This is a genomic window from Pseudonocardia kunmingensis (genome assembly GCF_006716445.1).
Taxonomy (GTDB): domain Bacteria; phylum Actinomycetota; class Actinomycetes; order Mycobacteriales; family Pseudonocardiaceae; genus Pseudonocardia; species Pseudonocardia kunmingensis.
Genome location: NZ_VFPA01000005.1, coordinates 17,177 through 39,920 on the forward strand (window position 1 = coordinate 17,177; position 22,744 = coordinate 39,920).

25 protein-coding genes and 1 riboswitch are annotated in these 22,744 nt (G+C 74.7%); of the genes, 10 read left to right on the forward strand and 15 right to left on the reverse strand.

What is annotated here, in order from left to right:
• Nucleotides 1-132 precede the first annotated feature (132 nt).
• A complete protein-coding gene (fgd, locus tag FB558_RS33605; protein WP_246106953.1) occupies nucleotides 133-1,149 on the forward strand; it encodes a glucose-6-phosphate dehydrogenase (coenzyme-F420) in 1,017 nt (338 codons plus the stop codon).
• Nucleotides 1,150-1,202: 53 nt separating this feature from the next.
• On the opposite strand, the gene FB558_RS33610 is transcribed toward fgd, so the two are convergent.
• The 3 genes from FB558_RS33610 to FB558_RS33620 are packed head-to-tail and all read right to left on the reverse strand — an operon-like array spanning nucleotide 1,203 to nucleotide 2,165.
• Nucleotides 1,203-1,607 carry a ChaB family protein gene (locus tag FB558_RS33610; protein WP_142060686.1) on the reverse strand — a complete coding sequence of 135 codons (405 nt, stop codon included), beginning with the start codon at nucleotides 1,605-1,607 and terminating at the stop codon, nucleotides 1,203-1,205.
• Between the two features lie 4 nt (nucleotides 1,608-1,611).
• Nucleotides 1,612-1,929: a DUF4235 domain-containing protein gene (locus FB558_RS33615; protein ID WP_142060688.1), complete on the reverse strand. Its 318-nt coding sequence runs from the start codon at nucleotides 1,927-1,929 to the stop codon at nucleotides 1,612-1,614.
• Complete coding sequence (locus FB558_RS33620) at nucleotides 1,926-2,165, reverse strand: hypothetical protein (protein ID WP_142060690.1); 240 nt, start codon at nucleotides 2,163-2,165, stop codon at nucleotides 1,926-1,928. Before FB558_RS33620 ends, FB558_RS33615 begins: the two co-directional genes overlap by 4 nt.
• 104 nt (nucleotides 2,166-2,269) lie before the next feature.
• Between FB558_RS33620 and FB558_RS33625 the strand changes: the two genes are divergently transcribed.
• Nucleotides 2,270-2,707 carry an ATP-binding protein gene (locus FB558_RS33625; protein ID WP_170231675.1) on the forward strand — a complete coding sequence of 146 codons (438 nt, stop codon included), beginning with the start codon at nucleotides 2,270-2,272 and terminating at the stop codon, nucleotides 2,705-2,707.
• A gap of 88 nt (nucleotides 2,708-2,795) precedes the next feature.
• On the opposite strand, the gene FB558_RS33630 is transcribed toward FB558_RS33625, so the two are convergent.
• The 5 genes from FB558_RS33630 to FB558_RS33650 all read right to left on the reverse strand — a co-directional run bounded on the left by FB558_RS33630 (nucleotide 2,796) and on the right by FB558_RS33650 (nucleotide 8,027).
• The gene (locus FB558_RS33630) at nucleotides 2,796-3,662 is read right to left on the reverse strand and encodes an AfsR/SARP family transcriptional regulator (protein WP_142060694.1); all 867 of its coding nucleotides are present in this window, start codon (nucleotides 3,660-3,662) and stop codon (nucleotides 2,796-2,798) included.
• Between the two features lie 180 nt (nucleotides 3,663-3,842).
• On the reverse strand, nucleotides 3,843-4,823 hold the full coding sequence (locus FB558_RS33635) for an ATP-binding protein (RefSeq protein ID WP_142060696.1): 981 nt from the start codon (nucleotides 4,821-4,823) through the stop codon (nucleotides 3,843-3,845).
• Complete coding sequence (locus tag FB558_RS33640) at nucleotides 4,820-5,737, reverse strand: MEDS domain-containing protein (RefSeq protein ID WP_142060698.1); 918 nt, start codon at nucleotides 5,735-5,737, stop codon at nucleotides 4,820-4,822. Before FB558_RS33640 ends, FB558_RS33635 begins: the two co-directional genes overlap by 4 nt.
• 161 nt (nucleotides 5,738-5,898) lie before the next feature.
• Nucleotides 5,899-7,479 carry an acetolactate synthase large subunit gene (locus tag FB558_RS33645; RefSeq protein ID WP_142060700.1) on the reverse strand — a complete coding sequence of 527 codons (1,581 nt, stop codon included), beginning with the start codon at nucleotides 7,477-7,479 and terminating at the stop codon, nucleotides 5,899-5,901.
• The gene (locus tag FB558_RS33650) at nucleotides 7,476-8,027 is read right to left on the reverse strand and encodes an OsmC family protein (protein ID WP_246106954.1); all 552 of its coding nucleotides are present in this window, start codon (nucleotides 8,025-8,027) and stop codon (nucleotides 7,476-7,478) included. Before FB558_RS33650 ends, FB558_RS33645 begins: the two co-directional genes overlap by 4 nt.
• A 67-nt stretch (nucleotides 8,028-8,094) precedes the next feature.
• Between FB558_RS33650 and clsA the strand changes: the two genes are divergently transcribed.
• From clsA to gcvP, 6 genes are all read left to right on the forward strand, one after another.
• A complete protein-coding gene (gene clsA, locus FB558_RS33655) occupies nucleotides 8,095-8,721 on the forward strand; it encodes a cardiolipin synthase ClsA (protein ID WP_246106955.1) in 627 nt (208 codons plus the stop codon).
• A gap of 86 nt (nucleotides 8,722-8,807) precedes the next feature.
• The gene (gene gcvH / locus FB558_RS33660; protein ID WP_142060704.1) at nucleotides 8,808-9,191 is read left to right on the forward strand and encodes a glycine cleavage system protein GcvH; all 384 of its coding nucleotides are present in this window, start codon (nucleotides 8,808-8,810) and stop codon (nucleotides 9,189-9,191) included.
• A 145-nt stretch (nucleotides 9,192-9,336) separates the two neighbouring features.
• Nucleotides 9,337-9,795 (forward strand): glycogen accumulation regulator GarA, encoded by a 459-nt coding sequence (garA, locus tag FB558_RS33665; RefSeq protein WP_094928613.1) that lies wholly within the window; start codon nucleotides 9,337-9,339, stop codon nucleotides 9,793-9,795.
• A 94-nt stretch (nucleotides 9,796-9,889) separates the two neighbouring features.
• Entirely contained in the window at nucleotides 9,890-10,363 is a 474-nt protein-coding gene (locus tag FB558_RS33670; protein ID WP_142060706.1) for a bifunctional nuclease family protein, read from the forward strand.
• Nucleotides 10,364-10,487: 124 nt separating this feature from the next.
• Nucleotides 10,488-11,066, forward strand: coding sequence for a MerR family transcriptional regulator (locus FB558_RS33675; protein WP_142060708.1), 579 nt, complete (start codon nucleotides 10,488-10,490; stop codon nucleotides 11,064-11,066).
• Nucleotides 11,067-11,090: 24 nt separating this feature from the next.
• Nucleotides 11,091-11,189: riboswitch (glycine riboswitch) on the forward strand.
• Between the two features lie 149 nt (nucleotides 11,190-11,338).
• Nucleotides 11,339-14,212 (forward strand): aminomethyl-transferring glycine dehydrogenase, encoded by a 2,874-nt coding sequence (gene gcvP / locus FB558_RS33680; RefSeq protein ID WP_142060710.1) that lies wholly within the window; start codon nucleotides 11,339-11,341, stop codon nucleotides 14,210-14,212.
• 187 nt (nucleotides 14,213-14,399) lie between these two features.
• Here gcvP and FB558_RS33685 read toward each other — a convergent pair whose 3' ends face one another.
• The 5 genes from FB558_RS33685 to FB558_RS33705 form a co-directional block, all read right to left on the reverse strand.
• Entirely contained in the window at nucleotides 14,400-15,470 is a 1,071-nt protein-coding gene (locus FB558_RS33685; RefSeq protein ID WP_142060712.1) for a DUF4037 domain-containing protein, read from the reverse strand.
• Nucleotides 15,471-15,602: 132 nt separating this feature from the next.
• Nucleotides 15,603-16,487 (reverse strand): 3-methyladenine DNA glycosylase, encoded by an 885-nt coding sequence (locus FB558_RS33690; RefSeq protein WP_142060714.1) that lies wholly within the window; start codon nucleotides 16,485-16,487, stop codon nucleotides 15,603-15,605.
• 46 nt (nucleotides 16,488-16,533) lie between these two features.
• Nucleotides 16,534-16,956 (reverse strand): PPOX class F420-dependent oxidoreductase, encoded by a 423-nt coding sequence (locus FB558_RS33695; protein ID WP_142060716.1) that lies wholly within the window; start codon nucleotides 16,954-16,956, stop codon nucleotides 16,534-16,536.
• A gap of 33 nt (nucleotides 16,957-16,989) precedes the next feature.
• A complete protein-coding gene (locus FB558_RS33700) occupies nucleotides 16,990-18,036 on the reverse strand; it encodes a hemolysin family protein (protein WP_142060718.1) in 1,047 nt (348 codons plus the stop codon).
• The gene (locus FB558_RS33705; protein WP_142060720.1) at nucleotides 18,029-19,378 is read right to left on the reverse strand and encodes a hemolysin family protein; all 1,350 of its coding nucleotides are present in this window, start codon (nucleotides 19,376-19,378) and stop codon (nucleotides 18,029-18,031) included. The genes FB558_RS33700 and FB558_RS33705 overlap by 8 nt, the downstream gene beginning before the upstream one ends.
• A gap of 219 nt (nucleotides 19,379-19,597) precedes the next feature.
• On the opposite strand from FB558_RS33705, the gene coaA reads away from it, so the two are divergent.
• Nucleotides 19,598-20,593 (forward strand): type I pantothenate kinase, encoded by a 996-nt coding sequence (gene coaA, locus FB558_RS33710; RefSeq protein WP_142060723.1) that lies wholly within the window; start codon nucleotides 19,598-19,600, stop codon nucleotides 20,591-20,593.
• 81 nt (nucleotides 20,594-20,674) lie between these two features.
• Nucleotides 20,675-21,124 carry a MarR family winged helix-turn-helix transcriptional regulator gene (locus tag FB558_RS33715; protein WP_142060725.1) on the forward strand — a complete coding sequence of 150 codons (450 nt, stop codon included), beginning with the start codon at nucleotides 20,675-20,677 and terminating at the stop codon, nucleotides 21,122-21,124.
• Between the two features lie 2 nt (nucleotides 21,125-21,126).
• On the opposite strand, the gene FB558_RS33720 is transcribed toward FB558_RS33715, so the two are convergent.
• Nucleotides 21,127-21,924 (reverse strand): DUF427 domain-containing protein, encoded by a 798-nt coding sequence (locus FB558_RS33720; RefSeq protein ID WP_142060727.1) that lies wholly within the window; start codon nucleotides 21,922-21,924, stop codon nucleotides 21,127-21,129.
• A 43-nt stretch (nucleotides 21,925-21,967) separates the two neighbouring features.
• Complete coding sequence (locus FB558_RS33725; RefSeq protein ID WP_142060729.1) at nucleotides 21,968-22,675, reverse strand: SIMPL domain-containing protein; 708 nt, start codon at nucleotides 22,673-22,675, stop codon at nucleotides 21,968-21,970.
• Nucleotides 22,676-22,744 lie beyond the last annotated feature (69 nt).

Here is a 22,744-nt window from a genome sequence, read left to right on the forward strand (position 1 = left end):
CATGCGAGTTCCGGTGCGGCGGGTGGCATGCCCCGACGCAACCACCTCGACGCGGGTTGAGGTCCAGTGCCGCGGGAGTGGCAGTCTGGACGGGGCAGGTTGATCGGGACGGATCGGGGAAGGACCGGGGACGTGGTGTCAACGGAGCGCGGACTGCGCATCGGATACAAGGCCTCGGCGGAGCAGTTCGCGCCGCGGGAGCTCGTGGAGTACGCGGTGCGGGCCGAGGAGGTGGGCCTCGACAGCGTCGTGACCTCGGACCACTTCCTGCCGTGGCGGCACGAGGGCGGGCACGCGCCGTCGTCGCTGATGTGGCTCGCCGCCGTGGGGGAGCGCACCTCCCGGGTGCAGATCGGCACGTCGGTGCTCACGCCGACGTTCCGCTACAACCCGGCGGTGCTCGCCCAGACGTTCGCGACGCTCGGGCTGCTCTACCCCGGGCGGGTGATGCTCGGGGTCGGCACCGGGGAGGCGCTGAACGAGATCGCGGTGTCGGGGCGGGAGTGGCCGGAGTTCAAGGAGCGCTTCGCGCGGCTGCGGGAGTCGGTCCGGCTCATGCGGGCGCTGTGGACCGAGGAGGAGGTGTCGTTCGAGGGCGAGTACTACCGCACCGTCGGCGCCACCATCTACGACCGGCCCGAGCAGCCGGTGCCGGTGTACGTGGCGGCGGGCGGGCCCGTGGTCGCGAAGTACGCCGGCCGCTCCGGCGACGGCTTCATCTGCACCTCCGGCAAGGGCATGGAGCTCTACACCGACAAGCTGCTGCCGGCCGTCGAGGAGGGTGCCGCCGCCGCCGAGCGCGACCCGGCGGCCGTCGACCGGATGATCGAGATCAAGATGTCCTACGACCGGGACCCGCGCCAGGCCCTGGAGAACACGCGGTTCTGGGCGCCGCTGTCGCTGACGGCCGAGCAGAAGCACAGCGTCGACTCGGCGGTGGAGATGGAGCGCCTCGCCGACGAGCTGCCGATCGAGCAGGTGGCGAAGCGCTGGATCGTCGCCTCCGACCCGGACGAGGCCCTCGCGCAGATCAAGCCCTACGTCGACGCCGGGCTGAACCACCTGGTGTTCCACGGCCCCGGGCAGGACCAGGAGCGCTTCCTCGCCCAGTTCGCCGAAGACGTCCTGCCGCGGCTGCGGGCCCTCTAACGGCCCGTGAGTGGATACGGGTGCCCCAGCACCCGTATCCACTCACGACCTGCTTACTTCCCGCGGGACTTCGCGGTCTTGCGGTTGTTCGCCTTCTGGATGGCGTCGACCAGCTCGTCCTTCTTCATCGACGAGCGGCCGGAGATGTCGAGCTTCTTCGCGACGTCCAGGAGGTGCTTCTTCGAGGCGTTCGCGTCGACGCCGCCCGCGGTCGGCTTCTCGGCCTTGCGTCCGGGGCGCGCCGCCTGCTCGTCCGACGGGCCCTTGCGCCCCTTCGGCTCCCAGTGGTCGCCGACCTTCTCGTGCGTGTGCTTCAGCGCCGCGAACGCGGTGCGCCGCACGCGGGCGCCGTCGTCGCCGTAGGTCTCCATCGCCGAGTCGTAGGTCTCGACCCACGTGCGCTGGGCCTTCTTGTCGGAGCGCTCCACCGTGCTGGGCATCGCGTCCTTGCCGGGCATCGCCTCACACCTCCTCAGCGTGGCGGATGGGCCGGCGGGGCGCGTCCAGGAAGCGCCGCACGCCCTTCATGCCGTACCGGTCCACCGCCGTCTTGATCAGTCCGAAGACCGCCCCCTGCAGCGTGGCGGCCAGGAGCACCTCGCGGGTGCTGTAGTCGTCCGACAGGGGCTGCGGGGTCTCGTCCTCGTCGGAGATCTTCTTCCAGATGATCCCGAAGACCTTGCCGGCGAGCATGCCGCCGATGAGCCCGAGCACGAGGCCGAACGGCTTGTAGCCGAGCTTGGCGAGCCCGCTGAGCTCGTTGCCGTCCCTGCGGTTCATCGGGATCCCCCCTCCGCGCGGGCCTCGGCACCGGTCTCGCCGGTGTAGCCGGCGTCCTGACCGGCCGTGCGGCCGACGAACTGCTCGTTCTCGTCGGTGCCGGTGGTGCTCGGCCCGTCCGGGTCGACGCCCTCGTCGTCCGGGTGGGGTTTGCGGTCGGGGTCGACACCGCCCGTGTCGCGGCTGCGCGCGACCTGCGGGTCGACCTCGACGTCGGGTTCGGAGGAACCATGCATGCCGCGCGGGTACCCGATCACCCTGCTCCTGACACCGCTCCCGGCCCCCGTGCTCGTCGCGTGCGGGCGGTTTGCCCGGCCACCGTCCGGGGGACAACTGGGCCGTGACGGAGCTCGACGACCGGACACCCGCGGCGCAGCGGTTGCGCCTGTGCTGCCCCGCCGCCCTTGCCGAGCTGCGCGTCGTCCGCCGTCGGGTGCAGCGGTGGGCGAGCGGGCACGGGCTGCCCGAGGACGTCGTGATCGACCTGCAGATCGCGGTGGGCGAGGCCGTCTCGAACGGGATCGAGCACGCCTACACCGGCGAGGGCCCGCGCCGCGACGACGGGGCGGGCGTCGAGGTGGAGCTCGAGCTGCGCTCGGCCGGGCACGCACGGGTGGTCGCGGCGCGGGTGGCCGACCGCGGGCGGTGGCGCCCGGTGCCCGCCGATCCGGGCTACCGCGGCCGCGGGCTCGCGCTCATCCGGCAGCTGTCCCGCGACATGCGGGTGCGGCGCACGATGCGCGGCACCGTGGTGACCTTCGCGATCCCGGCGCCCTAGCGCGGGGATTCACATGACGAACGGCACATTCGTCGGCTAGGTAGCGACGAGAGTGCCGTTCGTCCGGGTGGGAGCGGAGCGCCGGGGTTCAGGGCCGGGCGGTGCCGGGCACCGAGCCGCCCGCCACGAGGCGGCGCGCGCCGCCGCCCGCGCCGCGCACCGAGCGCAGGCCGGGCAGCTGCACCGCGGACCGCGGCATGGGGTGGCGAGCGCGCAGCAGGGGCCACGCGGGCGAGGGCGGGAAGAGCGCCTCGAGCCCGGAGGACGCGGGTCCGACGCTGGAGCGCAGCAGTTCCTGGTAGTCGTCGTACGCGGCGACGGCGGCGGCGATGTTGCCCTCCGCGAGGTGCACCTCGATCAACGTGCGCCGCGCGCTCTCCCGGCTGGGCGCCGCCTGCACGGCGCCCTGCGCCATCGCGACCGCCTCCTCGTAGCGACCCGCCGCGGACAGGCGCAGGCTGCGCTCCTCGAGGGCGTGCAGCCGGAGCTGGCGGAACCGCTCGCGCTCGACGGCGATCCACGCGGCGGTCCAGCCGGGGAGGATGTCGGCGGACAGGAGCGCGATGTCGGGGCTGTCGGTCGCGGGGATCTCGGGGAGCGCGCGGACGAGGCCGAGCGCGTCGGCGAGGTCCACGTGGACGTCCGCGGCCAGGGACAGCGGCCCGGTGAGGTCGCCGTCGCTGAACAGGGCGGGCACGCCGACCCCCGCGGCCGCCTCGTCGAGCAGGCGCAGCGCCGCGGTGGCGGGTACCCCGGGCCACAGGTCGGTGGCGAGGGCGGTGCGCTCCTGGGGGCGCGGGTGCACGGCCAGGTAGGCGACCAGCCGGCGGGAGTCGACCCCCAGCGGGACGGTGGTGCCGTCCGTGGTGAGGGTGAAGGACCCCAGCACCCTGACCTGGTGCAGGGCGCCGCCGTGCGCCTGAGTCGTGCGAGATCGTCGCTGATCGTCAGACATGATCGTCCCAAATGTGAAGTGCCCGGCCGGAGCTCGCAGTGACCCGTCGGCAGCACGACGGCGCCGGAGTCCGCGGAAGAGTGTTCTCCGGTGCGGCGGCCTTGCCAAGGGGCATCTTCGTCACACTTCCGGCTGCTCCAGGGCCGTCCGGGTGACGAACGAGCGCGCGGCTCATCCTACTCACGGCGTGGCGCGCATCCGGACGTGGGTGCCGCGGCCGTCGGTCCAGACGTGCAGCGTGTCGCAGAGCTGGCGGGCGATCCAGACGCCGCGTCCGCGAGGGTCGGACGGGTGGGGGGCCTGCAGGCCCGGGAGCGGGTCGCGCAGCACGCCCGCGTCGTCGATCTCGCACAGCAGGCCGCGGGCACCGGTCCAGAGCGACAGCTGCGCGTCGGGGGTGCCGTGCTCGACCGCGTTCGTGGCGACCTCGTTGACCGCGAGGACGACGTCCTCGATCCGCTCGCGGGGGCAGCCCGACCCGGCCATGGCCCGCTCGACGGCCGCCCGCACCTCGTGCAGGCGCCACGCGCTGAAGGGCAGGTGCACGTCCGGGGGCCCGAGCAGCGGCGGCGCGGGTGCGGGCCGGTCGGTGAGGACCGCGCGGGGGTCGCGGTGGGCGGGGTTGCGGTGCAGCCGCCCGTCGGCGAGCAGCAGCGGGTGGTTGCGCCGGGCCCCGTCGAGGACCTCCTGGTGCAGGGGGAGCTCGGGGTAGGAGCAGGTGAGGCGGACCGGGAGGTCGGCCAGCGCGACGTTGAGGGCGGCGTCCAGCTCGGTCCAGAACCCGCCGTCGGCTCCGTCGAGGTGGTCGAGGTGCTCGGCGAGGACCGTGACCGGGCCGACGCCCGCGGCGGTGAGCGCGCGCAGCTCGAGTGCCCAGCGCGTGGCCGTGGTCTGGGCGGAGACGTGCTCGGGGTCGTCGGCTGCGGTGAGGGGGATCAGCGGGGCCGGGGCGTCCCGGTTGTCGTCCCGGTGGCCCTCGAGGTGCGCGCGGAGGGCGTCGAGGGTGGCCGGGGCGAGCGCCACGGCGATCCGCTCGCCCCGGTCGAGCGCCGCGGCGGCGAGCGGGCCCAGCTGCCCCGCCGGGTCGGCGCCGCGGGCGCGGAAGGCCACGGCGTGCTCGAGCCGGACGGCGGCGGCCGACCGGGTGGTCTCGACCTTCACGGCGCCTCGTCCGGGGTCGTATCCGGGGTGGGAGCGGCGGGAGCGCCCGGGTGCGCTCCGACGACGAGCTGGCTGGCGAACGGTGCCCCGCACCGGTCGAGCACGCGCTGCACGCGCGGGCGGACCCCGGTGAGCACGAGCCGGTGGGCGCTGGGGAACTCCTCGGCGGCGTGGACGAGCCCGACGGCCCCGGCGACGTCGAGGAAGCGCAGCGACGACAGGTCGAGCGCGATGTCGTCGGGGGCGTCGGGCGCGCGCAGCGCGGTCTCCAGCGCGGCCTCGAGCAGCTTCCGGATACGCGGGCGGTTGCTGTGGTCGACCTCGCCCGCCACCCGGGCGGAGCCGACGCCGGTGGCGGTGATGCGCAGGAGCCCGTCGTCATAGATGGCCGGGGAGACGACCTCCGTGGCGTGCGCCGCCCGCATGGTGTCGATGAACTCGTCGGGGAAGCGGACGCGGTCGTAGAGGCACAGCACGCTGGCGGGCCGGTCGCGCACCTGTTCGTCGACGGCGCGGTCCCAGTCGAGCATCGAGCCCTCCGCGGTGCGCCGCAGACCGGCCTGGAGCTGCCCGCAGAAGCGCACGGCCGGGAAGCCGGCCGCGAGCGCGTCGTCGATCACACCGCGCACGGCCGCGCCGACGTCGGCGAGGGAGCTGTTCAGGGCGGCCCGGGTGTCCTCGGCGGGGACGACGGTGAACCGCCCGTCGCGCATCGGCGCGTCGATCGGCACGCCGTCGTCGGTCAGCCGCTCGAGCACCCGGTCCAGGGTTCCGTCGTCGAAGTACACGACCCGTTCGCCGAGGTCGAGGCCGGTGGCGAGGAACCCGGCGGTGACCTCCCACAGCTGCTCGTCGCTGATCGGGACGGCGAGGGCGTGGCCGAAGGACCGGTAGTCCTCGACCGTTGTCGTCATCACGCATCCCGGGGTGGCGGCAGGGGGCCGTGCAGCGCAGGACGCCGCGCCCCCGGGGGAACGCAGCGTCACGCGCACGACACTCTACGTCGTCTGCCCGAGCCGCGGCTCAGCCGGTCGGGCGACGGGGGTGGACGGCCCTGGTCCGGTCGGGCGCCGGCTCACGGGACCGGTGGTGGCAGCACGGCCTCCACGAGGTGGGGTCCCGGCTCGGCGGCGGCCCGGCGCAGGGCGTCGGCGAGCTCCTCGGCGGTCGTGGCCCGCACGCCGGGGACGCCCATGCCGCGGGCGAGGGCGACGAAGTCGAGCTCCGGGCCACCGAGGTCGAGGAGCGCCCGCGCGCGGGCCCCGTCGGCCCCGAGCGCCCCGGCCGCGCCCACCTGCTGCAGCTCCATCCGCAGGATCGCGTAGGCGCTGTTGTGGTAGATGACGGTCGTGACGTCCAGGCCCTCCCGGGCGTGGGTCCACAGCGCCGAGATCGTGTACATGGCGCTGCCGTCGGCCTGCAGGCACCACACCGGCCGGTCCGGGCACGCCACCGCCGCGCCCGTGGCGGCGGGCAGGCCGTAGCCGATGGCGCCGCCGGTGAGGGCGAGCCAGTCGTGGCGCGGGGCGCCCGCGGTGGTGGCGGGCAGCCCGCGGCCGCTGGTCACCGACTCGTCCACGACGACGGCCCCCTCCGGCAGCAGCGCCCCGACGACCGCGGCCGCGCTCGCCGCCGTGAGCGGCCCGGTGGGCAGCTCGGGACGTGCCGCGGGCGCCAGGCGCGCCGTGGTGCCCGGGGCGAGCAGGTCGGCGAGCTCCTCGAGCGCGGCCGTGGCGGCGCCGTCGGCGAGGGCGCCCGCGCGCGCCGCCAGCGCGTGCACCTCGCACCCCGGCGGGACCAGGTCTGAGGGCTTGCCCGGGTAGGCGAAGAACGACACCGGGGAGCGTGCGCCCGCCAGCACCAGGTGGTGCGCCCCCGCGAGCTGCTGGACGGCGGCGTCCACCTGGTAGGCCAGCCGGTCGACCCGCGCGACGCCTGCGCCGCGCTCGAGCCGGGTCGGGAAGGTCTCGGCGAGCACGCGGGCCCCGGTGGCGGCGGCGATCCGGTCGGCCGCGGCGAGACCGGCGGCGCGGGTGGCGTCACCCCCGACGAGCAGCACGCAGGGCTCCCCGGAGCTCAGCGCGTCGGCCGCGGCGCGCAGCGCGTCCGGCGCCACCGGGGTGGGCGGGGCCACCGGCAGCGGCTCGGTGACCGGCTCGCCGCCGTCGTCCCAGCTGACGTCGGCGGGCAGGACCAGGGTGGCCACCTGGCCCGCCCGGGCGGCCGCCACCGCGGCGGCCGCGTCGGCACCGATCTCGGCCGAGAGCGCGCCGTGGCGCACCCACCCCGACACCGCGCCCGCGATCGCGGCGATGTCGGACTGCAGCGGCGCGTCGTACTTCGCGTGCGTGGTGGCGTGGTCGCCGACGACGTTGACGACGGGGGTGCCGGCGCGCCGGGCGTTGTGCAGGTTGGCCAGCCCGTTGCCCAGCCCCGGGCCGAGGTGCAGCAGGGTGGCCGCGGGCCGGTCGGCCATCCGGGCGTAGCCGTCGGCGGCGCCGGTGGCGACGCCCTCGAACAGGGTGAGCACCGCGCGCATCCGCGGCACCGCGTCCAGCGCGGCCACGAAGTGCATCTCCGACGTGCCGGGGTTGGCGAAGCAGGTGTCGACCCCGCTCGCGAGCAGCGAGCGCAGCAGCGCCTGCGCGCCGTTCACGCGGCGGCCTGGGGGCCCCGCACCCGCACCGAGGTGGTGGGGGAGGAGACGAGGGTCTGCAGCACCACGCAGTATCGCTCGGTGAGCTTCACCAGCGTGGCGATCTCCTCCTCGCTCGCCGTGGTGTCCAGGTCGAAGGTGAGGCGGATGTCGCGGAAGCCGACCGGGGCCTCCTTGTCCACGCCCAGGGTGCCGCGGAAGTCCAGGTCGCCCTCCGCGTGCACGGTGCCGGCGACCGACAGGCCCAGCGACGTGGCCACCGCGCGCAGCGTGACCCCCGCGCAGGCCACGAGCGCCTCCAGCAGCATGTCGCCCGAGCACAGCTGGGTGCCGTCGCCGCCGGTGGCCGGGTGCAGTCCGGCCTCGGCCAGCGCGGTGGCGGTGCGCACGCGGCAGGCCACGCCGGTGCCGTCGAGCTCGCCGTCGGCGATGAGGGTCACGACCGCGGCCTGCGGGTCCTCCCGGTAGCGCGCCTTCAGCGGGGCCTGGCGCTCCTTCAGGGTGCCCGCGTCGGTCGCTGCGTCTCGCTTCTCGTCCATGGCGTCCATGGCCTGCATCGTGCCTCCCGGCGCCGCGCGGCGCGACGGGCCGCCGAACCCGGATAGGCTCCCCGGCGTGGTCGACCCGTCGCCGAGCAGTCCCGGGGTCGACCGCGTCCTCACGGTGCCCAACCTGCTCAGCGTGCTGCGCCTGGCCGGCGTGCCGCTGTTCCTGTACCTGCTGCTGGCGCCCGGCGGGAGCGCATGGGGTGCGGACTTCTGGGCGATCGTCGTGCTCGCCGTGGGCGGGATCACCGACTGGCTCGACGGCAAGCTCGCCCGGCTGCTGGGCCAGTACAGCAGGCTCGGGGCGCTCCTCGACCCGGCGGTGGACCGGCTCTACATCCTCGCGGCGCTCGTGGCGCTGGGCGTGCGGGAGGTCGTGCCGTGGTGGGCGGTCGTCGCGCTGGTGGCGCGCGACCTGGTGCTCGCCGCTACCCTGCCGGTCCTGCGCGCCCGCGGGTACGGGCCCTACGAGGTCGTCTACCTCGGCAAGGGCGCCACCTTCCTGCTCCTCTACGCCTTCCCCCTGCTGCTGGCCGCGCAGTCGCAGGGCTGGTTCGCCGACCTCTCCCGGCCGTTCGCCTACGGGTTCGCCGTCTGGGGCACGGCGCTCTACCTGTACACCGGCCTGCTCTACCTGGCCCAGTTCGTGCGTGCGCTGCGCACGCCGGCGCATGCGGCGGGTCTAGGAGCGCGCTGAGGAGCTCCGACCTACTGCGCGGCGGCCGGAGCTCCCCAGCACCCTCCTGGCGGGCGGCGCGTGGGGCGGGGGATAGTCTTCCGCACGTGATCCCCGAGGACCTCCGCTACACCGATGCCCACGAGTGGGTGCGCGACCTGGGGGACGGGGTGGTCCGGATCGGCATCACCGACCACGCCCAGTCCCAGCTCGGAGACGTCGTCTTCGTGCAGCTGCCCGCCGTCGGCGACGAGGTCGCCGCGGGCGCGGCCGTGGGCGAGGTCGAGTCCACGAAGTCGGTCTCCGACATCTACGCCCCCGTCGCCGGCACCGTCGCGGCCGTCAACGACGCGCTGGAGGCCAACCCGGAGCTCGTCAACTCGGGGCCGTACGAGGCGGGCTGGATGCTCGACGTGCGGCTCCCCGACGGTTCGGGCGTCCCCGACGACCTGCTCGACGCGGCCGCGTACCGGGATCTGGTCGGGAGCTGAGGCGGCCCTCCCGCCACCACGGGTGCGCGGTAGGTTGAGTCCGACCGCGCGAGCGCCCGCGACCGCGCCCCACCCAGACGCCGCCACGCACCACCCCGGCGGCGCCCCACAGGCACCACACCAGCCACCAGGAGGAGACCCCGAGGTGACCACGAACGACGGGCCCGGCGTGCCCCCGGAGCGCGAGCGCTCCCCGGAGACCACCTCGGTCTTCCGCGCGGACTTCCTCTCCGAGTCCGAGCCGCCAGCCCAGGACCAGCCGGTCTCCGGTGTCGACTCGCTGCCCGCGGGCGCAGCGCTGCTGATCGTGAAGCGGGGGCCCAACGCGGGGTCGCGCTTCCTCCTGGACCGCGCGTCCACGAGCGCGGGCCGGCACCCGGACAGCGACATCTTCCTCGACGACGTCACCGTCTCGCGCCGCCACGCGGAGTTCCGCAGCGACGCCGGCGAGTTCGTCGTCGTCGACGTCGGCAGCCTCAACGGCACCTACGTCAACCGGGAGCCGGTCGACACCGCCGTGCTGGCCAACGGCGACGAGGTGCAGATCGGCAAGTTCCGGCTGGTGTTCCTCACCGGGCCCCGCGAACCGGGCGCCGGGGGCTGACGCAACGGCGACCCGCCGCCCGTCCGGAGTCGGGCGCGGGCGGGGCGCGCCGTGTAGCGTCAGGAAGTGCAGGACCGCGAGGAGGAGCGTGGCGATGAGCGAAATGCGAGTCGTGGGAGTGCGGGTAGAACTCCCCGCGAACCAGCCGATCCTCTTGCTGCGGGAGACCAGCGGCGAGCGCTATCTGCCGATCTGGATCGGGTCGGTCGAGGCCACCGCCATCGCCCTGGAGCAGCAGGGGGTCAAGCCCGCCCGCCCGCTCACGCACGACCTGCTGAAGGACGTGATCAACGCCCTCGGGCGGCGCCTCGAGCAGGTGCGGATCACTGACCTGCAGGAGGGCACCTTCTACGCGGAGCTGGTGTTCGACGGCGGTGTCACCGTGTCGGCGCGGCCGAGTGACTCGGTGGCGCTCGCGCTGCGGATCGGCGTGCCGATCCATGCCGAGGAGAGCGTCCTGTCCGAGGCCGGGCTGATCATCCCGGACGAGCAGGAGGACGAGGTCGAGAAGTTCCGCGAGTTCCTCGACTCGATCTCGCCCGAGGACTTCCGCGGCGCCCAGCCCTAGGAGCCGCGACGGCGGCGCGCCGCGTTGACCACCGCGGCGCGCGCCCATATCGTCGGATCCTCAAGCCCGTCGGCTCCGGTGGCCCTTCCGGTGGCCGGAGCCGGGCTCCGGCGGAAGGAGTTCGGTGGAGCAGCCGCCGTCCGGCACGCCCGAGCAGGGCGAGCTCTTCCCCGACCCGCTGCTGGGGGGTGGGCTCGACGGCCTGCCCGACCAGCTCGCCGGGTTCCGCGGGCCCACCGCCTGCCAGGTCGTCGGCATCACCTACCGCCAGCTCGACTACTGGGCGCGCACCGGTCTCGTCGTCCCGTCGATCCGCGGTGCCGCGGGTTCCGGGTCGCAGCGGCTCTACTCCTTCAAGGACGTCCTCGTCCTGAAGGTCGTGAAGCGACTGCTCGACGCGGGGGTGTCGCTGCAGAACATCCGCGTCGCCGTCGAGCACCTGCGGCGTCGCGGCATCCGCGACCTCGCCGGCATCACCCTGTTCAGCGACGGCACCACGGTGTACGAGTGCGCGTCCCCCGAGGAGGTCGTCGACCTGCTGCGCGGTGGCCAGGGCGTGTTCGGGATCGCCGTCGGCGGGGCGATGAAGGAGATCAGCGGCTCGATCAAGGACTTCCCGGTGGAGCGCGCCGACGGTGGCACCGTCGACGACTCGCCCGAGGACGAGCTGTCGCGCCGTCGCGCACGCCGCGCCATCAGCTGAGCGGTAGCATCAGCGGGTAGTCGCCGAACCCGCGCGGGAGAGACCTGATCTCGCCGCGGATCGGGCGCCGAAGGAGCAAATCCTCCCCGGAACCTCTCAGGCACCCAGGACCGCGCGGGTGAGACGCCTCTGGAAAGCGACGGGTACGCCCGTCCGCCGACGGGGAAAGCTCTGGCAACAGGGTGAATCTCTCAGGTGCCCGGTCGCGGGCGGGGACAGAGGGGGAGGGCGGTTCCACCCTGCCCGACCGCCCGCGCCGCCCGGAGGACCCAGTGACCGACACGCCCGCGACAGACCGCCCCGCACTCTCCGACCTGGAGCGCGGCACCCCGTTCGTCGACCGGCACGTCGGCCCGCGCCCGGCGGAGCTCGACACGATGCTCGCCACGATCGGCGCCGCCTCGCTCGACGAGCTCGCCGCCGCCGCGGTGCCCGACAGCATCCGCGACACGGAGCCGGTGCCGTCGTCCCTGCCGCCCGCGGCCACCGAGAGCGAGGTGCTCGCCGAGCTGCGGGCGCTGGCGGCCCGCAACACCGTCACCGTCCCGATGATCGGGCTGGGCTACTCCGGCACCGTGACCCCGCCGGTGATCCGGCGCCACGTGCTGGAGAACCCCGCCTGGTACACCGCCTACACCCCGTACCAGCCGGAGATCAGCCAGGGCCGGCTGGAGGCGCTGCTGACGTTCCAGACCGTCGTCGCCGACCTCACCGGCCTCCCGGTGGCGGGCGCGTCGCTGCTGGACGAGGCCACGGCGGCCGCGGAGGCGATGACCCTGCTGCGCCGCGCGGGCCGCTCCCGCTCCCCGCGGTTCGTCGTGGACGCCGACACATTGCCGCAGACCCTCGACGTGCTGCGCACCCGGGCCGAGCCGCTGGGCATCGAGCTCGTCGTGGCCGACCTGGGGGAGGGGCTGCCCGAGGGCGAGCTGTTCGGGCTGCTGCTGAGCTACCCGGGCGCGTCCGGCGTGGTGCGCGACCCGTCCGCGCTGATCGAGGCCGCCCACGAGCGCGGGGCGCTGGCCGCGGTGGCCGCCGACCTGCTCGCCCTCACCCTGCTCACCCCGCCCGGGGAGCTGGGGGCCGACGCCGTGGTCGGGACCACCCAGCGGTTCGGCGTCCCGCTCGGCTTCGGCGGACCGCACGCGGGCTACCTGTCGGTGCACGAGAAGCACGCCCGCCAGCTGCCGGGGCGCCTGGTCGGGATGTCGCGCGACGCCGACGGCAACCCGGCGCTGCGGCTGGCGCTGCAGACGCGGGAACAGCACATCCGCCGCGAGAAGGCCACCTCGAACATCTGCACGGCGCAGGTCCTGCTGGCCGTCGTCGCCGCCTGCTACGCCGTGTACCACGGTCCCGACGGGCTGCGCCGCATCGCGGAGCGCGCCCACCGGATGGCGGCCGTCCTGGCGGCCGGGCTGCGCGCCGGCGGCGTCGAGGTCGTGCACGACGCGTTCTTCGACACCGTGCAGGTCCGCGTGCCCGGCCGCGCCGAGGGGATCGCCGACGCGGCGCACGCGGCCGGGATCGCCCTGCGCCGGGTGGACGCCGACACGCTCGGGATCGCCTGCTCCGAGCTGACCACGGTGGGGCACCTGGTGTCGGTCTGGTCGGCCTTCGGCGTCGACGCGGACGCGTCCGCGCTGGACCGCGAGACCGCCGACGCGCTGCCGACCGCGTTGGGTCGCACGTCGGAGTACCTCACGCACCCGGTGTTCCACGAGCACCGGAGCGAGACCTCGCTGATGCGCTGGCTGCGCCGCCTCGCCGACGCCGACCTGGCACTGGACCGCACCATGATCCCGCTGGGGTCGTGCACGATGAAGCTCAACGCGGCCGTGGAGATGGAGCCGATCACCTGGCCCGCCTTCGCCGACCTGCACCCGTTCGCCCCCGAGGCCGACGCCGCCGGCAGCCTCGAGCTGATCGCCGACCTCGAGCGCTGGCTCGCCGAGCTCACCGGCTACGCGGCCGTGTCGCTGCAGCCCAACGCCGGCAGCCAGGGCGAGCTCGCCGGGCTGCTCGCGATCGCCGCGTACCACCGCAGCCGGGGTGAGGCGCACCGCGACGTCTGCCTGATCCCGGCCAGCGCCCACGGCACCAACGCCGCGTCGGCGGTGATGGCCGGCATGCGCGTGGTGGTGGTGGCCACCGCGCCCACCGGCGACGTGGACCTCGACGACCTGCACGCCAAGATCGCCGAGCACGGCGAGGCGCTGGCCGCCCTGATGATCACCTACCCGTCCACCCACGGGGTGTTCGAGGCGCGGGTGCGTGAGGTCTGCGACGCGGTGCACGCCGCGGGCGGGCAGGTCTACGTCGACGGCGCGAACCTCAACGCGCTGGTCGGGCTGGCGCGTCCGGGTGCGTTCGGCGGCGACGTCAGCCACCTCAACCTCCACAAGACCTTCTGCATCCCGCACGGTGGCGGCGGCCCGGGGGTCGGGCCGGTGGCCGTGGCCGAGCACCTGGCGCCGTTCCTGCCCGGCCGGGGCGAGGTGGGCGCGGTGTCGGCGGCCCCGCACGGCAGCCCGGGCGTGTTGCCGATCTCGTGGGCGTACGTGCGGCTGATGGGCACCGAGGGCCTGCGCCGGGCCACCCTCACCGCGGTGGCCGCCGCCAACTACGTGGCGGCGCGGCTGCGCGAGCACTACCCGGTGCTGTACGCGGGCGCCGAGGGGCACGTCGCCCACGAGTGCATCCTCGACCTGCGCGCGATCTCCAAGGAGACCGGCGTGACGATCGACGACGTCGCCAAGCGGCTGGCCGACTACGGCATCCACGCCCCGACGATGTCGTTCCCGGTGGCCGGCACGCTGATGGTCGAGCCCACCGAGAGCGAGGACCTCGCCGAGATCGACCGCTTCATCGACGCCATGATCGGCATCCGCAAGGAGATCGAGCGCGTGGCGGCGGGGGAGTGGCCGGTGACGGACAACCCGCTGCGCGGTGCCCCGCACACGGCGGCCTGCCTGGTGGACAAGTGGGACCACCCGTACACGCGGGAGATCGCCGCGTACCCGACAGGGGGCACGCCCGGGGTGCACGACCGGAAGGTGTGGCCGCCGGTGCGTCGGATCGAGGGCGCCTACGGCGACCGCAACCTGGTCTGCAGCTGCCCGCCGGTGGAGGCCTACTCCGCCTGACGCGCCCCACGTGGACGGGCGGGTCCCCCTCCGGCCCGCCCGTCCACGAGTAAGAGGCGCCAGGAGACCGGCTGATACAGCGTCTTACAGATGTCAACGAAACATTGACGCGACCGATCCGCCAACGATTCGTGGACACCGGACGCCCGCCGCGATCGTCGACAGAGCGAAGTGGGTCCGGCGCGGCTCAGTCGGCGGCGTGGGCGGCCCGGGTGACCGCTCGGCGGCGGTGGGGGTCGGTCAGCAGGTCCGTGTTGTCGGTGTGCTGGTCGATCGCGCCGACCCGGGTGAGGGCGGTGAGCGCCGGGTCCGTGACCGCGGCGAGGAGGGCGTCGGCGAAGCGGTCGGCCATCAGCACCCGGAACGGCCTGCCGAAGTAGGGCCGGGTGCTGGGGTCGACGGCCTCGGCCAGCCCGGTGCCGTTCTGCGCGGCGGCCAGCGCCTCGTAGGCGGTCGCGAGGTGCTGCTCGCGCTCCCGCCAGCCCGTCGCGGCCAGCGCGGCCCGCAGGACGTGGCCGAGGGCGTCGGCAACGGGGAGGCCGGCGAACGCGCTGCCGAGCCACTTGCCGTACGGCGGGTAGCGACGGTGCAGCAACAGGGCCAGCCGCATGAGGTCGCGCACGAGCCGGGCCGCGACCACGGCGGACCCCAGCTCGTCGCCCACCTCGCCGCACCGGCCGACGAACGCCTCTTCCTGGGAGATCCGCTGCCACCCGCAGGCGAGCACGTAGCGCCAGACGTCGGGCGGGTACCAGCGCAAGGTCTCCCGCAGCGGCCCGAGCTCGCCGAGGCCGTCGTGGAAGACCGCTCCGCCCGTGACCTCGGCGAGCGCCTGGGTCGGCAGAGCGAGCCAGTCCAGGGCGCTGAGCCCGGCACGCGGCTCGACGCCCAGGTGGCGCGGGAGCCAGGCGTCGAGCGTCGAGATCCCGACCCGGTGCCGGACCGGCCCGTCGGTCGGGGCCATCCGCCCGATGTGGTCGCCCTCGACGATCTCGAAGTGCGTCGACCAGCCGCCGAACGTGCGGGGGAGCCGCTCGGCGAGGCGCCGGTCCAGCTCGTCGGCCCGGCCCGCGTCGGCGGGGGAGAGGAACAGCGACAGCCGCGGGCCCCACTCGTGGTCGGCGGAGCGCGGGGTGTCGTAGCCGAGCACCTCCGAACCGCTGCCGATGCGCGCGGCCGAGTGCGGCAGGCCGTCGAGGAGCGGCCGCACGGCCTCGAGGTAGAAGGCCCTGGAGAGCTGGAGTCCCGGCACGAACACCGCGGCATCGTGCCCGGACGAGTGGATCTCCGCACCCCTATTCGCTGTCAACGAATGATTGACGCTTACAGATCGTCAATCTTCGATTGACGATCAACAACGGCCAGGACCGCGGAGCCGCCGCGCCGGCGGTCAGCGCTCGCCGAGCTCCAGCAGCCGGCAGAGGGCGATGAGGCGGGAGCGCAGGGGAGCGGCACGGCGGGCGAACGCCGCCTGGGTGCGGGCGTACTCCGCGCGCCCGGCGGGCGTCTCGATCCGGACCGGGGGATAGCCGAGGCCGTCGAGGTCGTAGGGGCTCGCGCGCATGTCGAGCTCACGGACGTCGACGGCGAGCTCGAAGCAGTCGGCCAGCAGGTCGGCCGGGGTGGCGGGGAAGAGCTTGTAGGCCCACTTGTAGAGGTCCATGGTCGCGTGCAGGCACCCGGGCTGCTCGTTGGCGACCTGCTCGGACCGGGCGGGCTGCAGCGCGTTGAGCGGGCGCGCGGCGTCGGTGAAGAAGCGGAAGGCGTCGTGGTGGGTGCAGTGCACGGGCAGCGACTCGACGACGGCGTCGGTGCCGGCCGGCCCGAGGCGCAGCGGCACCTGGCCGTGGCGGGGCTCCTCGCTGCGGTACACCATCGCCCACTCGTGCAGGCCGAAGCAGCCCAGCCGCGGTGGGCGCGTCGCCGTGGCCGCGAGGAGGTCGTGCACGAACCGCGCCGTGCGCGCGATGCGGTCCGGCAGGGCCGCCGGTTCCAGGCGGACGCCCGCCCCGTCCCGGACGTGCCCGGGCACGTCGAGCAGCTCGTCGGCGCCCAGGAGCACGACGCCGGGCCCGGGCAGCCACTGCTCGAGGCGCGCGGGGCGCAGCGAGTAGTAGGTGAACAGGAAGTCGAGCACCGGGTGCGGCTCGCCGCGCCTGCGGCGGTCGCGGTGCGGGTCGGTCCACCGCCCGACGCGGTCCCGGTGCGCGGCGGCGCGGGCGCGCCACGTCGGCTCGTCGAGCACCACGGGGGTGCGGTCGAGCTCGGTGGTCACGGCGGGCCAGGTTACCGAGGCCGTCGCGTCGCGGCCGGGGCGGTCGTCAGGCCGCCGGGACGTCCCGGTTGCCGGGCGAGTCGGGGTCGTCGAGGCCGAACGCGAGGATGCGCCGTGGGTGGATGCGGATGACGCCGGGCCGGACGCCGGGGAAGGCGCCCTCGTGCAGGACGTCCGGGAGCGCTTCGGCGACCCCGCGGACCTCGAGCGCCCTGGGCTGCCACGGCTGCGGGACGACGTCGTCGACCACGAGCGAGACGCGTCCGTCGCGCAGCACGTTGCGCCACTTCTGGGTGGACGGGTTGTCCAGCCCCGGGATGTCGATCGCGCCGGTCGCCGCGTCGACCAGGAAACCGACGGGCCGGACCTGGGGCGCGCCGTCCGGGCCGAGGGTGGCGAGCCGGGCCAGCCGCTGCCCGCGCAGGTAGGCGAGCTCGGCGGCGGTGAAGACCGCAGTGGTTGTCGTCATGGGTGCAGCCTGCGATCTCGAGCCGGGTTCAGGTCAAGCGCGGTCCTGGGCGTGGGTGGCGTCGCGGACCTCGCCGACGTAGGTCTCCAGGAGGTCCTCCATGGCCACCAGGCCGACCGTCTCGCCGCGCGAGCCGACGGCGCGCCCGAGGTGGGCGCGGGCGCGGCGCAGCACCGCCAGCGCCTCGTCGAGCCGCACCGACGTGGGCACCTCCGGAAGGCGGCGCACCCGGCCGCCCGGCACGGCGGCTTCCGGGTCGTCGACCAGGTCGAGGATGTCCTTGACGTGCAGGTAGCCGGCGAGGCCGCCGGTGGGTGACTGCACCGGGAAGCGGGAGAAGCCGGTCTCGGACACGGCGCGGGCGACGTCCCCGACGGTGGGCTCCGCCGGGAGGGTGACGAGCTCCCGGACGGGGACGAGGACGCCGGCGACGGTGCTCTCCGCGGAGCTGAGGGTGCGGGTGAGGCGGCGGGACTCGTCGTCGGCGAGCAGCCCCTCCCGGCCGGACTCGGCGATGAGGTCGGCGAGCTCGCCGGAGGTGAACGAGGCCTCGAGCTCGTCGCGGGGCTGCACGCCGACCAGCCGCAGGACGCCGTTGGCCATGACGTTGAACAGCTCGATCAGCGGGCGCATGACGGTGGTGAACACCAGGAAGGGCGGTACCAGCCAGACCGCGGTGCGTTCCGGCCCGGCGATCGCGATGTTCTTGGGCACCATCTCGCCGAGCAGGATGTGCGCGACCACCACGATCGCGAGGGAGATCGCGAAGGCGATGGGGTGCAGCACGGCCTCGGGCAGCCCCACCCACCCGAGCGGGTACTCGATGAGGTGCGCGACGGCGGGCTCGCCGAGCCGGCCGAGCACCAGCGAGCTGATCGTGATGCCGAGCTGGGACGCCGCGAGCATGCGGGACAGGTCGGCGTGGGCGCGCAGCACCCTGGCGGCCGCGGCCGTGCCTTCCGCCGCCATGGCCTCGAGCCGGTCGCGGCGGGCGGAGATCAGCGCGAACTCGGCGCCGACGAAGAACGCGTTGGCGCCCAGCAGTGCGATCGCGGCCAGCAGGGCGAGCAGGTCACCCACGGGCTGCCTCCTCCCGGTCAGTCGCCGGTTCGTCGCCGCCGGGCCGCGCCAGGCGCAGCTCGGCGACCCGGTTGCGGTCCCGGCGCATCACCGTGAGCTGCCAGCCGTCGACGCTCACCTCCTCGCCCACGTCCGGGATGCGCCCGAGCCGGGCGAGGACGAGGCCGGCGAGCGTCTCGTACTCGCCGTCGGGGATCTCGAAGCCGGTGGCGTCGACGACCTCGTCGGCGCGCAGCAGCCCCGACACGAGCCAGCTCCCGCGCCCCAGCGGGCGCACGGTGGCCTGCTCGGCGCGGTCGTGCTCGTCGCGGACGTCGCCCACGATCTCCTCGACGAGGTCCTCGAGGGTGACGATGCCGGCGGTGCCGCCGTACTCGTCGACGACCACGGCGAGCTGGAGCCCGGAGTTGCGCAGCCGGGTGAGCAGCTCGTCGCCGTCCAGCGACGCGGGCACGGTGGGCACCTGCTGCATCAGGTCGCGGACGGCGGCCGTGGCCCGCTGCGCGGGCTGCACGCCGAACGCCTGCTTGACGTGGACGACGCCGAGCACGGCGTCCGGGTCGCGGTCGTGCACCGGGAACCGGGAGATCCCGCTGCGGCGGGCGAGGGCGACCAGGTCGGCGACGGTGGCGTCGACGTCGAGCGACTCCACCCGCACTCGCGGGGTCATCAGGTCCTCGGCGACCCGGTCGGTGAACCGCAGGGAACGGTCCAGCAGCGTGGCGGTGCCGGCGTCGAGGGTGCCGTGCTCCGCGCTCGTGCGGACCAGCGACGTGAGCTCGCGGGCCGAGCGCGCCGAGCGCAGCTCCTCCGCGGGCTCGACGCCGAGGCGGCGGACCACGGTGTTGGCCGAGCGGTTCAGCCCGTCGATGAGCCACCGGAAGGCGTGGGCGAAGCCGCTCTGCAGCCACACGACGGCGCGCGCGGTGCGCAGCGGGTCGGCGATCGCGAGGTTCTTCGGCACGAGCTCGCCGAACACCATCGACAGGGCGGTGGCCAGCAGCAGCGACAGCACGGTGGCCGTACCGGCGGCGAGCGCGGGGGACAGCCCGATCGCGGTCAGCCCGGGCCGGAACAGCGACGCGATGGCCGGTTCGGCGATGTAGCCGGTGACCAGCGTGGTGACGGTGATGCCGAGCTGGCTGCCGGAGAGCTGGAACGACAGCCCGCGGTGGGCGCGCTGGACGGTGCGCGCGCGCCGGTCGCCGACCTCGGCGACGTGGGCGTCCACCGTGCTGCGTTCCAGTGCGGTGAGGGCGAACTCGGACGCCACGGAGATGGCGGTGCCCAGCGTGAGCGCCGCGACGGCGAGCAGGCCGAGCACGGACAGCAGGACGGTCATGCGCGGCCTCGGGGGCGTGCGGCACGGCGTGGGGCGGGGCGCCGGGTCGGACCCGGCCGCCTACTGCAACTCGGGTCGTCGGGGCGTGCGGTGGGCACGACGTGCTCCTCCTCGAGGGGAGGGCTCAGTCTAGAACGGCGTCCGAACGGGCACTTCCCGGAGTCGCGCCGGTCACGTCTGACGGGCATCGGGGCGTACCGGGACATAGGTTGACCGGTCATGAACGGCACTCGCACCGGTGCGCCGCTGGTCACCTCGCACGATTCGTCGCACGAGTCGTCGCAGGAGTCGCCGTTCGTCGACTTCGACCGGGAGGCGTGGGCGCGCCTGGGCGAGAACACCCCCCTGCCGCTGACGGCGGAGGAGCTCGACCGGGTCCGCAGCCTCGGCGACGAGGTCGACCTGGACGAGGTGCGGCAGGTGTACCTGCCGCTGTCGCGGCTGCTGACCCTGCACGTCCAGGAGGGCGGGCGGCTCTACCGCGCCTACCGCACGTTCCTCGGCGCCGCCACGGCCCGGACGCCGTTCGTGATCGGCATCGCGGGCTCGGTCTCGGTGGGCAAGTCCACGACCGCGCGCCTGATGCAGCTGTTGCTGGCCCGGTGGCCGCAGCACCCCCGGGTGGAGCTCGTGACGACCGACGGGTTCCTGCACCCGAACGCCGAGCTGGAGCGGCGCGGGCTGATGACCCGCAAGGGCTTCCCGGAGTCCTACGACCGGCGCGACCTGCTGCGGTTCGTCACCGAGGTCAAGGCGGGGCGCGCCGAGGTGTCGGCCCCGGTGTACTCGCACCTGGTCTACGACATCGTGCCCGGGGAGCGTTCCACGGTCCGGCGCCCGGACATCCTGCTCCTCGAGGGCCTGAACGTCCTGCAGCCCGCCCAGCCCGCACGCGAGGGCGGGCCTGCCCTCGCGGTGTCGGACTTCATCGACTTCTCGGTGTACGTGGACGCGGCCACCGACGACATCCGCCGCTGGTACGTCGAGCGGTTCCTGCGGCTGCGCGAGACGGCGTTCCGCGACCCCGACTCGTACTTCCGCCGCTACGCCGCGCTGGACGAGGCCGGGGCGATCGCGCGCGCGGAGAGCATCTGGGCGGAGATCAACGGCCCGAACCTGGAACGCAACATCCTGCCCACCCGCGGTCGCGCGAGCCTCGTGCTGCGCAAGGGGCCCAAGCACGACGTCACGGGGATCCGGCTGCGGAAGGTGTGAGCGGAGCTCGCGCAGCGAACGGACAGCGCCGAACAGGCAGCGCCGGCGCGTGCGCGGCATCCCACCTGGCACGATGTCCCGATGACCCGCACCGGTCCCGTGGAGATCGACGAGCAGACCCAGCTCGCCGCCCGGCTGCGGCTCGTGGTCGGCAGGTTGCACCGCCGCATCCGCATCGACGGCCGCGAGTCGGTCCCGCCCCTGCAGCTGTCCGCGCTGGTCACCGTGGAGCAGCACGGGCCGATGCGGCTCTCGGAGCTGGCGCGGCGGGAGGCCGTGTCGGCGCCGACGATGAGCCGGGTGCTGAGCGCGCTCGACGAGCAGGGGCTGGTGATCCGCACGCCCGACCCGAACGACGCCCGCGGCGTGCAGATCGTGCTCTCCGACGCGGGCGCGGCGAAGCTGGCCGAGGTCCGCAGCCACCGCACCGCGCTGGTGGCGCGACGCCTGGGCCGCCTCGACGACGACGAGCGCCGCCGCATCGCCGACGCCCTGCCCGCGCTCGAGGCCCTGCTGGTGGACGAGGACTGACCTCAGGCGGGCGCCCCGTCGACCAGCACCGTCAGCTCGTCGTGCAGGAAGCTCAGCCGTCCGGCGATGTGCGCGGACTCCGGAAGCGGCTCGTCGTAGGCCCACACCGCGTCGGTGAGCTCGCGGCCGTCGGGCAGCCGCACGCTCCAGTAGCGCGCCTCCCCCTTGTAGGGGCAGCGGGTGCGGGTGGTGGTGGGCTCCAGGGGCACGCGCACGTCGTCGGGGGAGAGGTACCAGCGGGCCGGCAGCCCCGTCTCGTTCAGCACGAGCGGCGAGCGCGACTCGGCCACGACGGTGTCGCCCGCGAGCACCTGCACGTGCCGGCTGGTGGGGCGCACGTCCACCCGGGTGTAGGGGTCGGTGAGGTGGGCGAAGACCTGCTCGTCCTCGTCGAACCACGCGTCGGCGGCCGACCAGTACAGCGCGGCGTAGCCGGCGAGCCACCGGGCGTCGGGCAGCGGGTCGGGGTAGGCCCAGAGCGCGTTCTCGGCGACCCGGTCGCCGACCTGCAGGGTGCGGTAGGTCGCATCGCCCTTGAACGGGCAGTGCGTCGTGTGCGCGCTCGGCACGAACAGCGATGCGTCGAGGTCCTCCTCGGGCACGTAGAGCTGCGGGAGGAGCGCCGTCTCGTGCAGCAGCACGCCGCGGCGGGTGTCGAGCACGGTGCGCTCGGCGAACTCGGCCCGCACGCGGCGCGGGAACGGGTGCATGAGCAGCTTGTGGGCGGGGCCGTCGAGCCGGTAGTTCACCGTGGCGGGGGCGCGCGCGGACAGCGGCCCGTCGGTGCGGGTGAGAGCCATGCCACTGGCAACGCGACCCGCTCGGTCGCATTCCCCGCCCCGATCACGCGACCCCGTGGACGACCTCGACCACCACGTTCAGCTCCTGCGTCCCGGGCTCGACCGGCACCGCCCGCTGCGCGTCGGCCGCCTCCGCCCGGTAGGGAACGGGTTGGGTGCCCGGCAGCTCGACGACGGAGCGGATCGGTCCCAGCTCGACGCCCGCCGCCTCGGCGAGCTGCTCGGCCTGGGCCACCGCCTGGCGCACGGCGTCGGCGCGGGCCGCGGCCTTGGCGGCGGTCTCGTCGGCGACCGAGAAGCTGATGTCCTGCACGCGGATCGCGTCCCCGGCCGCCGCGGCGGCGGCGTCGATCACCGTGCCCGCGGCGGCGATGTCGTGCAGCGTGGCCGTCACCTGGTTGGTCACCTCGTAGCCGGTGATCCGGTCGCTCTCGGGCGAACGGGTGGGCAGGATCGCGAGGCGGCTGGTGCGGATGTCGCCGGACGCCACGCCTGCGCCCTCGAGGACGCCGATCACCGCGGCGGCCCGCTCGGAGTTGGCGGCGAGGGCGGCGGCCGCGTTCGCGTCGCGGGTCTCGACCCCCAGCACGACGGTGGCGGTGTCCGGCGTCGCGGTGGCCACGCCCGTGCCGCGGGCGGTGATGCCGGGTGCCTCGGCTGCCCCCGGCGGCGCCGCGGCGGCGCCGGAGCAGCCGGCGAGGGTGAGGGCTGCCGCGGCGAGGAGCAGGACGGCGGACGTGGCGCGGGGCATGGTGGATCTCCGTTCGGCGTGCGGTCGTCCCCAGGACGTGACGGGCGTCGGATCCGGTTGCACGCCGCA

Coding starts and splice junctions, on each gene's coding strand:
- FB558_RS33610 (WP_142060686.1), bottom strand. CDS start 1,607: ATGCCCGGCAAGGACGCGATGCCCAGCACGGTGGAGCGCTCCGACAAG.
- FB558_RS33615 (WP_142060688.1), bottom strand. CDS start 1,929: ATGAACCGCAGGGACGGCAACGAGCTCAGCGGGCTCGCCAAGCTCGGC.
- FB558_RS33620 (WP_142060690.1), bottom strand. CDS start 2,165: ATGCATGGTTCCTCCGAACCCGACGTCGAGGTCGACCCGCAGGTCGCG.
- FB558_RS33630 (WP_142060694.1), bottom strand. CDS start 3,662: ATGTCTGACGATCAGCGACGATCTCGCACGACTCAGGCGCACGGCGGC.
- FB558_RS33640 (WP_142060698.1), bottom strand. CDS start 5,737: ATGACGACAACGGTCGAGGACTACCGGTCCTTCGGCCACGCCCTCGCC.
- FB558_RS33650 (WP_246106954.1), bottom strand. CDS start 8,027: ATGGACGCCATGGACGAGAAGCGAGACGCAGCGACCGACGCGGGCACC.
- FB558_RS33670 (WP_142060706.1), top strand. CDS start 9,890: ATGAGCGAAATGCGAGTCGTGGGAGTGCGGGTAGAACTCCCCGCGAAC.
- FB558_RS33695 (WP_142060716.1), bottom strand. CDS start 16,956: ATGACGACAACCACTGCGGTCTTCACCGCCGCCGAGCTCGCCTACCTG.
- FB558_RS33705 (WP_142060720.1), bottom strand. CDS start 19,378: ATGACCGTCCTGCTGTCCGTGCTCGGCCTGCTCGCCGTCGCGGCGCTC.
- coaA (WP_142060723.1), top strand. CDS start 19,598: ATGAACGGCACTCGCACCGGTGCGCCGCTGGTCACCTCGCACGATTCG.
- FB558_RS33715 (WP_142060725.1), top strand. CDS start 20,675: ATGACCCGCACCGGTCCCGTGGAGATCGACGAGCAGACCCAGCTCGCC.
- FB558_RS33720 (WP_142060727.1), bottom strand. CDS start 21,924: ATGGCTCTCACCCGCACCGACGGGCCGCTGTCCGCGCGCGCCCCCGCC.
- FB558_RS33725 (WP_142060729.1), bottom strand. CDS start 22,675: ATGCCCCGCGCCACGTCCGCCGTCCTGCTCCTCGCCGCGGCAGCCCTC.